Genomic DNA, 15,617 nt, shown 5'->3' on the forward strand with positions numbered 1-15,617 from the left:
CCATCAGGTTGATTTCTGGTTGTTGGGCGCCGATGTATCCAGCTCAATCCCCAGATCTACGATTCCGAGAAATGGAGTATTGCGCCCGGTGACCGTGTCAAAGCTCAATAGCCCCACTTGTTTGTCGATCAGCAGAGATGTCTCTTCAGTATGTCCATTCATCAATTTGATGGTGATGTGATACCGACCGGGTGCCAGCTTGGCTGGAAAGCGGAAGGTGAGGCTTGCTTCCAACCATTCGCCACACGGCATGCGGGAAGAGATTTGAAAGTTTTTCCCACCCACCACAAGAAGTCTTGCCTCTTGTACGGTGAGGCTGATATTGGGCAAGAGGACGGATTGATGAAATCGACAATTGATTCTGATGTCGATGGTCTCGCCAAATACGAATGATGAGTAGTGACTGCCTGTGTTGGTGAAGTGGGCGGAGATGATTTCACCCTCTGTAGTGCCGAAGGCGATACGCGCATCATTCACTGTGGTCTTCAATGCTACAGGCGTGGCGCCGCCGCTGGCCCATTGGCGTTGCTCATCCCTCATATCGAGTAAGTACATTTCCGCCATCTCTTCAGGGGAGCCTATTGATTTCAACCTTCCTTCACTGAGGTAAATGGCCTTGTTGCAGAATCTCTTAACCATGCTCATATCGTGAGATACAAAAAGCAGTGTCGTCCCTTTTTGTGCCAGTGCCTCCAGCCGCCCGAGACATTTGAACTGGAATGAGGCATCTCCCACCGCCAATGCTTCATCAATGATCAGAATATCTGGGTCGATACATACAGACACGGAAAACGCCAGCCGAACAAGCATTCCGCTTGAATAGGTTTTGGTGGGTTGATCCATGAAATCACCGATATTTGCAAAATCAGCGATTTCATCAAAGCGGGCATCCATTGCCGCTTTGTCCATGCCGAGCAATGCGCCATTGAGGTAGACATTTTCTCTGCCTGTGAACTCGGGGTTGAAGCCTGAGCCCAATTCCAGCAAGGCTGCGATCTTCCCTCTGGTCACGATATTTCCAGCACTGGCATTGAGTGTGCGACAAATCAGCTGCAATAGAGTGGATTTGCCGCTCCCATTTCGACCAATGATCCCGACGGCATCGCCTTTGGTGACGCGAAAAGAGATATCCTTCAGTGCCCAAAACTCGCGAAATCGCCGCCGTCTCCCAAAGGGAAGCATCTGCATGAACCGGTCCTGCGGGCTGTCATAGACCCGGTAGCATTTGCTCAGCGCTTCAACCTCGATGGAGAAATCAAAGGACATCGGCAAACCCCTCACGGCTTTTCTGAAAGAAGCAGAGTCCCAGGAAGGCGAAAAGACCGGACGCAAGAGTTGATGCAAGCAAAGGCATCGCATCCGGTGTTTTCCCCCAATAGAGCACCATCCGTGCATTCTCGATGACTTGAGCCAATGGATTGAGTTCGATCAGGCCTTTCAGCTCAGCAGGCAAAGTGCTTGTCGGATAGAAAATGGGAGTCAAAAACATCAAAGGCAATAGTAGCGCACCAATGATGTGCCCCACATCCCTAAAATAAACGCCGATGGCACTGAAGATCCATGAAAGTCCCGCCGTCATGAGTATCAGCGGCAGCAATATCACAGGGTAGAGAATGACAGTCCAATGAGGCAGCCCGATCACCAGGCTGTAGAAAGCAAGCAAGACCAGCAGGCTGATACCCATGTGAAATACCGCTACTCCAAGGCTTGTCCATGGCAAGATCTCAAGAGGAAAGACTATTTTCTTCACATAGTTGGGTGTGGATGTGATCAATGCCGGCGCACGGGTGACACATTCTGAAAATAGCCCAAAAACCGTCATTCCAATGAATATGAGAATTGCAAACTCAAAAGATGAGCCGTTACCTCCGATCCATTTGACTGAGAATACATTCTTGAATACCAGGGTGTAAACCATCAGCGTAAAAAATGGGCTGATGATTGACCATAGCCAACCCATGACCGAGTTTCTATAGCGCGAATCTATTTCGCGCATGACAATGGCCTGTATCAAATGCCTGTGCTGCCACGGAATAATTGGCTTGGCGATGTCTCCGAATACTATTTTGGGCATATGCTTCTAGTTTCGAGACAGGCCGAAGAAATGCTCATCAATATGCAAACGGCGATTGTGCTGGTTGGTGCAAGCTGCTTCAGCCTCCAACATAGTCGTGCAATTCCAATTCCGAGCCAGGTGGCCACATTGAGCTGATGGATCCCGGCTGATAGAAAGTCACTGTCACACTGCGACGCGATTCACGTACCCGTGCAGAGACCTGGGTCACCTCATGCCAGGAATCATCTGAACGCACGAAGGCTGCCGAGTTCCCGACAATGGGGTTGACAAGGGCTGCGACGTCCTTTGCATCTGATGAGTTCAATATTGCAAGGCAACCACCGTCTGCCGGAAGCCAGTGCTCATTGAAATAGAACACATGCGTAACCTTTTTCTCTGGAAGATCACGGTGTGGCCCGAGAAGTGCCCCAGATCCATAGTGGTAAAGATTCGCCTCCATGGGGAAATTGGACAAATCGATGCCTGTGAGGGATGACATGGCATTGCGGTAATTGTTGGAAATCAAGTCTTGAGCGAACCTTACCCAGCTAGGACTTAGGTATTCTGGGCGAGATATGCGATTTTCGCCCATGGGAACCAAGGAGCGGGCATCGTATCGATAGTCTTTTTCTCCCCCATAGGCTTCTATGGTCCGGAAGTGATCGGATGGGTAAGTCTGAGCAAGCGAAGCACAATCCTGTGCGGAATACAGGTCAGATATTTCCGCCCAGCGGAAAGGAGTTTCATTCAATTGGCAATTCAAAATTTTATTGAAATCGAGCATCGCTTTGAATTATGGAGTGGTAATTAATTATACGATTTTCATAAGAATAATCAACGCCCGAACTGCAACTCTTGCGTTAGGTCATGCATGACTTCACAGTGTGATGAAGCTATTAGTTTTTAACCAATAACACGGCTGTGCGAAAGATGGAATGGGGTTGTCTACCTGTTTGGTGCGGTAGCGGCACATGCGTCCCTGGCTGTCCATGCGCCCGGCAAGTCTCGCTTGCCAACCCTCATCCTTCACCGTGCGTTTGCCTGTTGAGTGATAGCTGTCCCGTGGCCTGCAGCAGCAGTGCACGCGCAGCGTCCAGCGAGGGACCCGCATGCTCATCGATCCGCCGGATATAGGGAGATGTGAGCACAGCCATGGCCTGACCATCGGGTCCGAGGATGGGGCAGGAGATGTCCACCACACCATAGGACTGCAGGCTTTCGCTCTGCCTGTAGCCCGTGCTGCGTATCTGTTCCAGCATGTCGTGCAGTTGTGCCTCGGGCAGATGTACCTCGCCTTCCAAAGGCGTGTGCTCGGCCAGCATCTGCGCGCGGCGTTCGGGTGTCTGGCAGGCCAGCAGCACATGGCCTGACCCGGTGTCCAGCAGCCCGACGCGTGCGCCCAGCCTGATTGACAGGCCCCAGTTCCCGGGGCCGGGGACCTGGGCCACGATCAGGACATTGCCACGGTCGTAGAGGCCCAGGTGGCAGGACTGCTCGGCCTGCCGCGCATAGGCATCCATGACGGGCAGCGCCTGGGTCACGAGGCGGTTGACGGGCGGGTGGCGGTGCGCCAGCGCGAACATCTTGAGGCTGAGCGCATGGCGGTCGCCACCGGCCGAGCGCATCACGTATTGCCGGGCCACCAGCCGCTCGAGCATGCGATAGATCTCACTGGGGCCCCGGCCCAGTTCCTTGACGATCTCGGCCCGCGTCAGTCCATCGGGGTGCTCGGCCAGCAGCTCCAGGATGTCCAGCCCCTTGTCCAGTGCCGGCGCGCGGTAGCGCTCGCTGTCTTCTGCGTTGTCCAGTGCTTTGCTCATGCGTGCAGATCTTACGTTCGGGATAGGACTGATCCTGTTTTGGAGGATGCCTTGCGCATCGGGGCAATGCTCTGGGTAAACCATAGGTGCCGAGTTTTAATTTATTCATAAATAATAAATTCATGGATGAATGATTTTGCCGAACCAAGGCATTTTGGTCATAGGCAAGAGGCGATCCCGTCACACCGCCGCACCGCCGCACCGCCGGAGTCCCGGCACACATGAGGAGGCCAGTTCCATGGCAGCACTGCATGGCGTTTCCCAGGCACCGGCCAAACGGGTCGGCATGGCTTGGCGGTTCTCGGCCGCTGTTGCGGCGCTGGCATGCGCGGGGGCAGCGCTGGCGGCAGAACCCGGCCCGGCACAGGGCAGGATCGGGGTCAACCTGCCGCTGCTGACCTCGCCGTTCTGGCAGGCCTACAACGGCTACCTCCCGCAAATGGCGAAGGCCCTCGGGGTCGACATCCTGGCGCCGGTGAACTCCAACCAGGACCCGGCCCAGCAGATCACCGACGTGGCCAATCTGATCAACCTCGGCGCCAAGGGGTTGGTGGTGGCGCCATTGGATTCGGCGGCCATTGGTCGCGCGCTCGCCTTGGCCGAGCAGGGGAAGATTCCTGTGGTGGCGGTGGACGTGGCGCCTACCCGGGGCAAGGTGGCGATGGTGGTGCGTGCCGACAACCGCGCCTATGGCACGCGGTCCTGCCAGTACCTGGGCGCGCAGGTGAAGGCGGGCAAGGTGGTGCAGATCATGGGGGACCTGGCATCGGTCAACGGCCGTGATCGGGCCGAGGCTTTCCGCAGTTGCATGAAGGATTTCCCGGCGCTGCAGGTGCTGGAGATTCCCGCGGCCTGGAAGTCCGATGCCGCCGCTGCCGCGCTCGATGGCCTGCTGTCCGCGCATCCGGACCTGAAGGGCATCTACATGCACGCAGGCGGTGTCTATCTGGCGCCCACGCTGCAGACGCTGCGGCGCAGGGGGCTGCTGCATCCGGCTGGCGATCCGCGGCACATCGTGGTGATCAGCAACGACGGCATCGCCCAGGAGCTGGATGCCATCCGCAAGGGCGAGATCGACGCCACCATCTCGCAGCCCGCCGATCTTTACGCAAAGTACGGCCTGTACTACATCAAGGCAGCGCTGGCCGGGCAGTCGTTCAAGCCCGGGCCCACCCCGCATGGCAGCCGCATCGTGGAGGTGGCTCCGGGCATTCTGGAGGACCAGTTGCCCGCGCCCGTCGTGACGCGCGACAACGTGGATGACAAGTCGCTGTGGGCCAACCAGCCATGACGATGCGCCCCGGATTCATGGCTGGCAGGCCCGGCACGCCGGTGATGGAGGCGCGTGGGCTCGGCTTGCGTTTCGGCTCCACGATGGCCTTGCACGATGTGAGCCTGGCGGTCATGCCGGGCGAGTCGCATGCACTGGCTGGCCGCAACGGCGCAGGCAAGTCCACCTTGGTCGCCCTGCTGACCGGCCTGCACCAGCCCGGCACGGGGAGCATCCGCTTCAACGGCCAGCCCGCGCCTGCGGTGGCCGACCGCATGGCCTGGCGCCAGCATGTGGCCTGTGTCTACCAGCATTCGACCATCATCGGCGAGCTGTCGGTGGCCGAGAACCTGTTCATCAACCGGCAGCCGCTGCGCCATGGCTGGATTTCCTGGCGCGTGCTGCGGCGCGAGGCAAGGGCCTTGCTGGATGCCTGGCAGATCGATGTGCACGAGGATGCGCTGGCCCGGGACCTGACGGTGGAGGCGCGCCAACTGGTGGAGATCGCACGGGCACTGTCGCTGGGCGCGCGCTTCATCATCCTGGACGAACCCACGGCGCAGCTGGACCACGACGAGACGCGGCGGCTGCTCAGGCGCGTGCACGATCTGCAGCAAGGCGGCGTCACGTTTCTCTTCATCTCGCACCACTTGCAGGAGATCTATGAGATTTGCCAGACGGTGACCGTGCTGCGCGATGCGCGCCATGTGGTGACGGCGCCGGTGGCGCAGTTGCCCCGGCAGGCACTGATCGAGGCCATGACGGGCGAGCGGGACAGCCTGGCCGGCTCGCCTTGCACCGCCCACGCACCCCCGGCAGGCTGGGGCACGGGCGTTGCCCCCGTGGTGCTGGCGCTGCAGCAGGTGTGCGGCAAGGGTTTCGGGGCTGTCAGCCTGCAGGTGCGGCGTGGCGAGATCGTGGGGTTGACGGGCTCCACCAGCAGCGGGCGCACGGCCGTGGGCGAGGCGGTAGCGGGTCTGCGGCGCACGACGGCAGGCCGGATCCTGGTGTCGGGCCGCGTGCTGCCGCCCGGCGATGTGGGCGCCGCGCTGGCGCACGGCGTGGGTTGCGTGCCGCAGGACAGGCACCGCCAGGGCCTGGTGCCGGGGCAGTCCATTGCCGAGAACGCAACCATGACCATCATGGACAGGCTGGGCCGGTTCGGCTTCGTTGCGCCAGCGCGCCGGCAGGCGGCAGCGTTGTCGGCCATGCGTGCACTCGATGTGGCGGCCAGCGGGCCGCAGCAGGCCGTGTCCGGCCTGTCGGGCGGCAACCAGCAGAAGGTGGTGATGGCGCGCGCCCTGGCCAGCGAGCCCGATGTGCTGGTGCTCATCGATCCCACTGCGGGTGTGGATGTGAAGTCCCGGCAGGCATTGCTGGCCGTGGTGGAGGGTGAGCGACTGCAGGGCCGGGCCGTGCTGCTGGCGAGCAGCGAGCTGGACGACCTGCGCATCTGCGACCGCGTGCTGGTGATGTCGCATGGCCATGTGGTGGCCGAACTCGCCAGAGGCTGGGACGACGGTGAACTGATTGCATCCATGGAAGGAGTGAGCCTGCATGCGCACTGACGCCTTTGTCTCGCCGAACACGGCTGTGCCCGTGCCGGCCGCCGGGCGGCTCGCCCTGCACCGGCTGCGCGACTATGCGCTGGTCCCTGCGCTGGCCCTGCTGTTCGTGCTGGGAGCCTTGACCAGCCCCAGCTTTCTGACACCGGCCAACCTGGTCAGCATCCTGGGGGCCTCGGCGGCCCTGGCGCTGGTGGTGCTGGCGGAGTCGCTGATCATCATCACGGGCAAGTTCGATCTGTCGGTGGAGTCCACGGTGGGCATTGCGCCGGCGGTGGGCGCCATGCTGGTGATTCCTGCAGCCTCGGGAGGCTTTGGCACGGAATGGCCGGTGGCGGCAGGGCTGCTGGCCATCGCGGCCGTGGGCGCATGCACGGGTTTTCTCAATGGCCTGTTGGTCGTCAGGCTGCGGCTCAATGCCTTCATCGTCACGCTGGCGATGCTGATCGTGCTGCGCGGCCTGCTGGTGGGCGCGACCAGGGGCGGCACCCTGTTCGACATGCCGCAGCCTTTCTTCGCCCTGGCCACGGCCACGCTGCTGGGGCTGCCGCTGTCGGTCTGGCTGGCGGCGCTGGCGTTCGGCATGGCCGCCGTGGTGCTGCGCCACCACCGGCTGGGCCGCGCGCTGTATGCGATTGGCGGCAACCCCCATGCGGCGCGCGCGGCGGGCATCAATGTGGACCGTATTACCTGGGGCGTCTTCGTGCTGGCCGGTGTGCTGGCCGCAGTGGGCGGGCTGGTGGTCACGGGCTATGTGGGCGCCATCAATGCCAACCAGGGCAGTTCGATGATTTTCACGGTGTTCGCGGCGGCCGTCATCGGCGGTATTTCGCTCGATGGCGGCAAGGGCTCCATGTCGGGCGCGCTGTGCGGCGTGCTGCTGCTGGGCGTGGTGCAGAACCTGCTGACGCTGGCGCAGGTGCCATCGTTCTGGATACAGGCCATCTACGGCGCCATCATCCTCGGCGCCCTGATGCTGGCCCGGCTCGCAGGTGAGCAGCAGCAATAGGCGCGGCCCGCGAATCGCCCGTGCAGAACCCTTTTCAAGCAAGGGAAGGAATGGCTCCATGAGACTCGCCGGAAAACACATTCTCGTCACCGCAGCCGGGCAGGGCATAGGGCGTGCCTGCGCGCTGATGTTTGCCCGCGAAGGTGCCTGCGTGCTGGCCACCGACATCGACCTGCAGGCGCTGGCCGAGCTGGAGGGCAGGGATGGCCTGCGCACGCGGCGGCTGGATGTGACGGATGCGGCCGACATCCTGGCACTGGCCGGGCAGGAGAGGGCTTTCGATGCTGTGCTCAACTGCGCGGGCTTCGTGCACCACGGCAGTATCCTGGACTGCAGCGACGAGGACTGGGCCTTTGCGTGGCAGCTCAACGTCACCTCCATGCACCGCATCATCCGCGCCCTGCTGCCCGCCATGCTGGCCCAGGGCGGCGGCTCGATCATCAACATGTCGTCCGCGGCCTCCAGCGTGAAGGGCGTGCCCCTTCGCCATGCCTATGGCGCCACCAAGGCTGCCGTGGTCGGGCTGACCAAGGCCGTGGCGGCCGACTTCGTCACGCGGGGCATACGCTGCAACGCCATCTGCCCTGGCACGGTGGAGTCCCCGTCGCTGCAGGCGCGCATCGCCAGCCAGGCCCGGCAGCAGGGCGTGCCGCTGCAGCAGGTGCGCGCGGCCTTCGTGGCGCGCCAGCCCATGGGGCGGGTAGGCAAGCCCGAGGAGATCGCCGCGCTGGCCACCTACCTCGCCAGCGATGAATCCCGCTTCGTCACCGGCACGCTGAGCGTGATCGACGGTGGCTGGTCCAACTGAACTGCACAGGACTGCTCCATGAAATTGCTGCGATACGGCCCCAGGGGCCATGAAAGACCGGGCCTGCTTGACGCGCAAGGGAGTGTGCGCGACCTCTCGGGCGTGGTGGACGACATTGCCGGTCCTGTGCTGCTGCCGGACAGCCTGGCGCAACTGGGCGCCCTGGACCCCTTGCAGCTGCCCCTGGTGGAAGGCGTGCCGCAGCACACGCTGCGTCTGGGCCCCTGCGTGGGGCAGGTGGGCAAGTTCGTGTGCATAGGCCTCAACTACTCGGACCATGCGGCCGAGGCCGGCATGCAGGTGCCGCCCGAGCCCGTGGTGTTTGGCAAGTGGACCAGTGCCATCTGCGGCCCGGACGACGCCATCGAGATTCCGCCCGGCTCCGTGAAGACGGATTGGGAGGTGGAGCTTGGCGTGGTCATAGGCCAGGGCGGGCGCCATATCGACGAGGCCCGGGCCATGGAGCACGTGGCAGGCTATTGCGTGGTCAACGACATCTCCGAGCGCGAGTACCAGCTCGAGCGCGGCGGCACCTGGGACAAGGGCAAGGGCTGCGACGGCTTCGGCCCGCTGGGGCCCTGGCTGGTCACGGCCGACGAGGTGCCCGATCCGCAGGCGCTGCGCATGTGGCTGGATGTGGACGGCCGGCGCATGCAGGACGGCAGCACGGCCACCATGGTGTTCGGCGTGGCCTTCCTCATCAGCTACCTGAGCCGCTTCATGAGCCTGCAACCGGGCGATGTGATCTCCACCGGCACGCCGCCGGGCGTGGGCATGGGCCAGAAGCCGCCCATGTACCTGCGTGCCGGGCAGGCCATGCGGCTGGGCATCGCCGGCCTGGGCGAGCAGCGCCAGACCATGGTGGCGGCCCGCGTGCAACCGAATCCCTCGACAACCGGCAAGGCCTGAGAAGACCATGACGCGAATCCTGTCCCTGCGCGTGCTCGATGTGCGCTTTCCGACCTCCAGGCACCTGGATGGGTCTGACGCCATGAACCCGGACCCGGACTACTCCGCCGCCTATGTGATCCTGGAGACGGACACGCCCGGCCTTGAGGGGCACGGGCTGACCTTCACCATCGGGCGCGGCAACGAGGTCTGCTGCGCTGCCATCGCGGCCATGCGGCACCTGGTGGAGGGCGCGGAGCTTGACTGGATCCGGGAGGACATGGGGCGTTTCTGGCGCCACATCACCTCCGACAGCCAGTTGCGCTGGATCGGCCCGGACAAGGGGGCGATGCACCTGGCCACCGGCGCCGTGGTCAATGCCGTGTGGGACCTGTGGGCCAAGGCCGAGGGCAAGCCGCTGTGGCGTCTTGTGGCCGATTTCACGCCCGAGGAGTTCGTCCGCGCGCTGGACTTCCGCTACATGACGGATGCCCTGACCGAAGCCCAGGCGCTGGAGCTGCTGCATCGCCAGTCGCCGCGCAAGGCCGAGTGCATCGGCTTGCTGGAGCGCGAGGGCTATCCCTGCTACACGACCTCGGCCGGCTGGCTGGGCTATGACGACGACAAGCTGCGCCGCCTGTGCCGCGAGGCGGTGGCCGGCGGCTTCAACCACGTCAAGCTCAAGGTGGGGCGCAGCCTGCAGGACGACATCCGGCGCGTGTCCATCGCGCGCGAGGTGCTGGGGCCGGACCGCCAGCTGATGATCGACGCCAACCAGGCCTGGGAGGTGGGGCAGGCCATCGGCTGGGTGCGGCAGTTGGCCTTTGCCAGGCCCTGGTTCATCGAGGAGCCGACCAGCCCTGACGATGTGGAGGGCCACCGCGCGGTGCGCGAGGCCGTTGCCCCGGTCCAGGTCGCCTCTGGAGAGATGTGCCAGAACCGCATTCTCTTCAAGCAGTTCATCCTGCGTGGCGCCATCGACGTGGTGCAGATCGACGCTTGCCGGCTGGGAGGGGTCAACGAGGTGCTGCTGGTACTCCTGCTGGCCGCAAAGTACGGTCTGCCCGTGTGTCCGCATGCCGGGGGCGTGGGCCTTTGCGAGTATGTGCAGCATCTGTCCATGATCGATTTCGTCTGCGTGTCCGGCACGCGTGAGGGGCGCGTGATCGAGTACGTGGACCATCTGCACGAGCACTTCGTGGATCCCTGCGTGGTGCGCAATGCGGCCTATATGCCTCCCGGTGCGCCTGGCTTTTCCATCACGATGAAGCCGGAATCTCTCCACAGATACCGCTTCCCGGCCTGAGCCATGGACGAAGCACCTTCCTTTCAGCGCATAGACGCGCATCTGCACTTCTGGCATTACAGCGCCCGGGACTATCCCTGGATAGGCGAGGGCATGCAGGCGTTGGCGGTGGATTGCACGCCGGAGCAGGTATTGCCGCAGTTGGAAGCCTGCGGCCTGAACGGCGCCATTGCCGTGCAGGCCAGGGGCAGTGTCGATGAAACGCGATACCTGCTGGATCTGGCGCGGCGGCACGGCGGGATTTGCGGCGTCGTGGGATGGGAGGATCTGGCCTGCGACGGCATTGGCGAGCGCCTGCAGTCCTGGCGTGCCGAGCCGGCGCTGTGCGGGTGGCGCCATCAGGTGCAGGATGAGCCTGATGCCTCGGCTTTTCTGCGCTCTGCGGCATTCGCACGCGGGCTGTCCGTGCTGCAGCGCCAGGGCTGGACGTACGACGTGCTGGTGTTCGACCACCAGATGGACGCGGCCGCCGCCTTGTGTGCATGGCATGACGCGCACTGGATGGTGCTGGATCACCTGGGCAAGCCGCCACTGGCCGGGCTGGCCCGGGACCAGCACAAGGGCCAGGCCCAGGCCCAGGCCGCGTTCGGCCGCTGGCAGGCATCGCTGCAGCGCTTCGCCCCGCTGTCGCATGTCGCGTGCAAGCTCTCGGGCCTGGTGACCGAGGCCGACTGGCGATCCGGCCTGCGCGAGCCTGACCGGGCATGCCTGCTCCAATGCCTGGACACGGCCTTGCAGGTGTTCGGTCCGCAGCGGCTGATGTTCGGCTCTGACTGGCCGGTCTGCCTGCTGGCCGCGCCATACGCCACGGTCTTTGAGTTGGTGCATGGTTGGGCGTCGTCGCGGCTGTCGGTGTCCGAGCGCGAGGCGCTGTGGGGCGGCACCGCCGCGCGCTGCTACGGCCTGCAGCCGCAAGGCATGACCTGACCACATGGGAGGCAGCATGGACCTGAACCTGAAAGACAAGACCTTCATCGTCACGGGCGGTGCCAGCGGCATCGGGGCGGCCATCTCGCTGCGGCTGGCCGGCGAAGGTGCGGTTCCGCTGATCTGCGGCAAGGACACCATGTCCGCGCGGTTCGAGGCGCAGCTCATGGAGCTGCAGCCCCGGGCCCGCCACTTCCGCTTCGACCTGGTCGATGAACAGGCATGCGGGGAGATGGTGGCCCGCGCTGCGGCGGACTGCGGCCACATCGACGGCTTGGTGAACAACGCGGGCATCAATGACGGCGTGGGCCTGGAGGCAGGGCGCGACGCCTTCGTGCGCTCGCTGCAGGCCAACCTGGTGCACTACTACGTCATGGCCCACCATTGCCTGCCGCACCTCAAGGCCAGCCGTGGCGCCATCGTCAACATCTCGTCCAAGACCGCGCTGACCGGGCAGGGCCAGGCCAGCGGCTACTGCGCGGCCAAGGGGGCCCAGCTCTCGCTGACGCGCGAATGGGCTGCCGCGCTGGCAGCCGATGGCGTGCGCGTCAATGCCGTGGTGCCCGCCGAGGTGATGACGCCGATGTACCTGCACTGGCTGGGCCGCTTCGATGACCCCGGGCGCCAGCTGGAACAGATCAGCGCCCGGATTCCGCTGGGCCGGCGCATGACGGCGGCCGAGGAGATTGCGGACACGGTCGTCTTTCTTCTGTCCGAGCGGGCATCGCACACCACGGGGCAATGGCTGTTCGTCGATGGCGGCTACACCCACCTGGACCGCGCGCTGACCTGACCACCATGGAGACACCATGCGCCAATGCCTTGCACTCGACCTCAGGGATGACCCGGCGCTGATCGCCCGGTACGAAGCCCTGCACCGCCGGATCTGGCCGGAGGTGGCGGCGCATCTGCGCAGCCATGGCGTCACCGGCATGGAAATCCACCGCCTTGGCACGCGCATGGTGATGGTCATGGAAACCGATGACGCGGTGCATGACCCCCGGGCCATGTCCCTGGCCGCTGCCATCGACCCGAAGCTGCGCAAATGGGAGGCGCTGATGTGGACCTTCCAGGCGCCCACGCCCTGGACACCGCCCGGCGACAAGTGGACTCCCATGGCCTGCATCTTCCGGCTGGCCGATGCTGCGGCGGAATGAGCATCCGGCGGCCATGCCCCATCCCCGAACGTCGCTCAGCCCCCTTCCAGGGGAAAACACTGGGGCGCCCGCGCCGCAAATGCATAGGTCTGCGCATGAATCGTTCAGGCCCGGCGCCATCCCTGCGGAGAATTCATGAAAGCAGCCTGCAGGGCATCGCAACCACGGGACTGCATGCGCCCGCAAGAACAAGAAGCACAAGAACAAGAAAAAGGGCTGGCGACCGGTTTCAAGCTGCTCCCCATGGCAGCCGTGCTGCGGCCATGGGGATTTTCGCCAATCGGCAATGTCAAGGAGGAGAGGGAGATGAATAAACGCATGATCCGCAGCGCTGGCCTGGCCGCGCTGGCGCTGGGCACGGCCCTGGCGGCCCAGGCCCAGAGTTCGGTCACGCTCTATGGGCGTGTGGTCGCGGGGGTGGACTACCAGAGCAATGTGTACGACCCGGCCACGGGGGGCTCTGGCAATCTGTGGCGGGCCGTGGGCAACCAGTGGGGCACGAGCATGCTGGGTTTCAAGGGGGAGGAGGATCTGGGCGGCGGGCTGCATGCGCTGTTCACGCTGGAGTCGGGCTTCAGCATCGACGATGCCAAGTTCAACGGCGCAGGTTTCTTCAACCGCCGCACCTTCGTGGGCCTGCGCAGCGGATGGGGCACGCTGAAACTGGGCAAGGACCTGTCGATCTCGGATGCGCACTGGGCGCTGGACCCCACGGGCCAGCAGTTCATCGGCTCGGCCACGTTGGTGCGGGGGCGCAACTGGGGCGGGCATGAAAACATGATCTCGTACGAAACGCCCAGCTGGGGCGGCCTGCGCGTGCTGGCGCTGACCGGCCTGGGCGAGCAGCCGCAGGGCGCATCGCGGCTGCGCAAGGATGCGCTGTCCGTGTCCTATACCGCGCCCACGTTCGAGTTGCGCGCCATCTACGACGTGGCCCGCGATGCCAATGGCCGCTTCAGCGATCTCTACACCACCTCCCGCAACCTGACGCTGGGCGGCACGGTGACGCTGTCCGCGCTCAAGCTGTTCGCGGGCTATGAGCAGCTGTCCGCGCCCGACAGCGCGGCTGGCGTGCCCAACAAGGCTCGGCAGTACTGGATGGGCGCGCGCTACAAGGTGTCAGGCCCGCTGACGCTGATCGGGGCGGGCTACCGCACCACGGTCAACAACGGCGGTGGCAGCGCCAACCTGTTCATGGCGGGCGCCGACTACGCGCTGTCCAAGCGCACGCTGCTGTACGCCAGCGTGGGCAATGTGCGCAATGGCGGCAATGCGAACTTCTCGGTGGAGACCACCAACAACAACCCGGCGCCGGGCGGCAGCCAGACCGGCTTCTACGTGGGCATGGCGCATTCGTTCTGACTCTGGCGGACCCTGGGTGGTGGCTTCAGGAAGCCGGCCACCCTCCGCCTAGCGCCTTGTGCAGCGTGAGCTGGTTCTGCAGGCGTGCCAGGTGCAGCGCGGACAGAGCCAGCTGCGCTGCGCGGCGGCGCTCCTGGGCGTCCAGCCAGGTGCGCAGCGGCACCTGGCCGGCGCGGTAGCGCGCCTCGTACAGCCGCGTGATTTCCACGGATTCCTGCGTGGCGCGCTGCTGGGCCTCTTCCTGGCGGGCCAGTTCGGTGCGGGCGGACAGGGATTTTTCCGTTTCGGCCAACGCGGCGTACAGCGTTTTGCGGAAGTTGACCACCGCCTCTTCGTACTGGCTGCGTGCAATGGCGGTGTTCAGCCGCATCTCGCGCACATTGAGAAACGGCAGGGCCAGGTTAGCGCCCAGGGCCGCCACGGGATTGGCCAGCACATCGAGCAGGGTGCTGCTGGAGGTGCCCAGGCTGCCGGTGAGCGATAGCCGGGGGTAGTAGCTGGTGGCCGTGGCATCGCTGCCGGCCAGGGCGCCGCGCAGCCGCAGTTCAGCGGCGCGCAGGTCGGGGCGGCGCCCCAGCAGGTCGGCGGGCAGGCCTGGCTGCACGGCAGGCAGGTCGGCCACGGGCAGCGCCTGGGGCTCGCCACCGGGCGGCTCGGCGCCCTGCAGCAATTCGGCCAATGCCTGGCGCAGTTCGGCGCGGGCCTGGGTGTATTGGCTCAGCAGGGCCTGCTGCTCGGCCAGGGCCTGCCGGGCCTCGCGCAGCTCCAGGCCGGACACTGCGCCGCTGCGGTACTGGGCCTGCACCAGGTCGATGGTGCGGCGCACGTACTCCAGGCTTTGGCGTGACATGTCCAGGCGCTCGTTGGCCAGCGCCAGCTGCCAGTACAGGCTGGCCGTGGTGGTGGTCAGCGACAGCGCCACGGCATCCTTGTCCTGCACGCTGGCCTGTGCTTCGAAGACGGCGGCATCGCGCTGCGCGCCCAGCCGGTCGAACAGGTCCAGCTCCCAGGCCACGCCCAGTGTGGCGCTGGCGTTCTCCAGGGTGCTGCGCTGGCTGCCCGACAGCGGGCGGCTGGCGCCCGTGCCTGCGCTGCCGCTGGGCTGGGGCAGCAGCGCATGGCCTGCCAGTTGCGCCTGCAGCGCGGCACGCCGCACGCGGATGCCGGCCGTGGCCATGTCAGGGTTGCGCGCCAGCGCCAGGTCAATCCAGGCATCGAGCCGTGGATCGCCGAAGCCGCGCCACCAGGCATCGGTCATGGGCGTGGCTGCCGGTGACGATGCCTGTGCATGTTCGAACTGCGCGGGCAGCGCCACCTGGGGCGCTTCGTAGGGGGGGCGCGTGATGGCACCGCAGCCCGCAAGGGCCACGGCGCATGCCAGCGCGCTGGTCTTGAGCATATGCATGTCAATCTCTGGAGAGGGCCTGGACGGGGTCCAGGCGCGCCGCG

Annotated in this window: 15 protein-coding genes; 10 read left to right on the forward strand and 5 right to left on the reverse strand. The window is 64.5% G+C overall.

The window, feature by feature from the left end:
* Positions 1-3: 3 nt before the first annotated feature.
* The 4 genes from ACM14_RS24490 to ACM14_RS24500 form a co-directional block, all read right to left on the reverse strand.
* On the reverse strand, positions 4-1,266 hold the full coding sequence (locus ACM14_RS24490; RefSeq protein ID WP_065347587.1) for an ABC transporter ATP-binding protein: 1,263 nt from the start codon (positions 1,264-1,266) through the stop codon (positions 4-6).
* A complete protein-coding gene (locus tag ACM14_RS24495; protein ID WP_065347588.1) occupies positions 1,256-2,074 on the reverse strand; it encodes an ABC transporter permease in 819 nt (272 codons plus the stop codon). Before ACM14_RS24495 ends, ACM14_RS24490 begins: the two co-directional genes overlap by 11 nt.
* Positions 2,075-2,153: 79 nt before the next feature.
* Positions 2,154-2,840, reverse strand: coding sequence for a 2OG-Fe(II) oxygenase (locus ACM14_RS30935; protein ID WP_084027446.1), 687 nt, complete (start codon positions 2,838-2,840; stop codon positions 2,154-2,156).
* A 235-nt stretch (positions 2,841-3,075) separates the two neighbouring features.
* Positions 3,076-3,876, reverse strand: a complete 801-nt coding sequence (locus tag ACM14_RS24500; protein WP_065347589.1) for an IclR family transcriptional regulator — start codon at positions 3,874-3,876, stop codon at positions 3,076-3,078.
* A 286-nt stretch (positions 3,877-4,162) separates the two neighbouring features.
* Here ACM14_RS24500 and ACM14_RS24505 point away from each other — a divergent pair, with 286 nt between their 5' ends.
* The 10 genes from ACM14_RS24505 (at position 4,163) to ACM14_RS24550 (ending at position 14,168) form a co-directional block, all read left to right on the forward strand.
* On the forward strand, positions 4,163-5,167 hold the full coding sequence (locus tag ACM14_RS24505; protein ID WP_065347598.1) for a sugar ABC transporter substrate-binding protein: 1,005 nt from the start codon (positions 4,163-4,165) through the stop codon (positions 5,165-5,167).
* Positions 5,164-6,714: a sugar ABC transporter ATP-binding protein gene (locus tag ACM14_RS24510; protein ID WP_084027447.1), complete on the forward strand. Its 1,551-nt coding sequence runs from the start codon at positions 5,164-5,166 to the stop codon at positions 6,712-6,714. Before ACM14_RS24505 ends, ACM14_RS24510 begins: the two co-directional genes overlap by 4 nt.
* Positions 6,704-7,720, forward strand: coding sequence for an ABC transporter permease (locus tag ACM14_RS24515; protein ID WP_065347590.1), 1,017 nt, complete (start codon positions 6,704-6,706; stop codon positions 7,718-7,720). Before ACM14_RS24510 ends, ACM14_RS24515 begins: the two co-directional genes overlap by 11 nt.
* A gap of 58 nt (positions 7,721-7,778) precedes the next feature.
* The gene (locus ACM14_RS24520) at positions 7,779-8,528 is read left to right on the forward strand and encodes an SDR family oxidoreductase (protein ID WP_065347591.1); all 750 of its coding nucleotides are present in this window, start codon (positions 7,779-7,781) and stop codon (positions 8,526-8,528) included.
* A gap of 18 nt (positions 8,529-8,546) precedes the next feature.
* Positions 8,547-9,437 (forward strand): fumarylacetoacetate hydrolase family protein, encoded by an 891-nt coding sequence (locus ACM14_RS24525; protein WP_065347592.1) that lies wholly within the window; start codon positions 8,547-8,549, stop codon positions 9,435-9,437.
* 7 nt (positions 9,438-9,444) lie between these two features.
* Complete coding sequence (locus tag ACM14_RS24530) at positions 9,445-10,722, forward strand: L-fuconate dehydratase (RefSeq protein ID WP_065347593.1); 1,278 nt, start codon at positions 9,445-9,447, stop codon at positions 10,720-10,722.
* A 3-nt stretch (positions 10,723-10,725) separates the two neighbouring features.
* Entirely contained in the window at positions 10,726-11,649 is a 924-nt protein-coding gene (locus ACM14_RS24535) for an amidohydrolase (RefSeq protein WP_065347594.1), read from the forward strand.
* A 16-nt stretch (positions 11,650-11,665) separates the two neighbouring features.
* Positions 11,666-12,442 (forward strand): SDR family oxidoreductase, encoded by a 777-nt coding sequence (locus tag ACM14_RS24540; RefSeq protein ID WP_065347600.1) that lies wholly within the window; start codon positions 11,666-11,668, stop codon positions 12,440-12,442.
* Between the two features lie 16 nt (positions 12,443-12,458).
* The gene (locus tag ACM14_RS24545) at positions 12,459-12,806 is read left to right on the forward strand and encodes an L-rhamnose mutarotase (protein WP_065347595.1); all 348 of its coding nucleotides are present in this window, start codon (positions 12,459-12,461) and stop codon (positions 12,804-12,806) included.
* A 306-nt stretch (positions 12,807-13,112) separates the two neighbouring features.
* Complete coding sequence (locus ACM14_RS24550) at positions 13,113-14,168, forward strand: porin (protein WP_065347596.1); 1,056 nt, start codon at positions 13,113-13,115, stop codon at positions 14,166-14,168.
* Positions 14,169-14,193: 25 nt separating this feature from the next.
* On the opposite strand, the gene ACM14_RS24555 is transcribed toward ACM14_RS24550, so the two are convergent.
* Entirely contained in the window at positions 14,194-15,573 is a 1,380-nt protein-coding gene (locus ACM14_RS24555) for an efflux transporter outer membrane subunit (RefSeq protein WP_065347597.1), read from the reverse strand.
* Positions 15,574-15,617 lie beyond the last annotated feature (44 nt).

It is taken from the genome of Delftia sp. JD2, assembly GCF_001682645.1.
In the GTDB taxonomy this organism is placed as follows: Bacteria; Pseudomonadota; Gammaproteobacteria; order Burkholderiales; family Burkholderiaceae_C; genus Comamonas; species Comamonas acidovorans.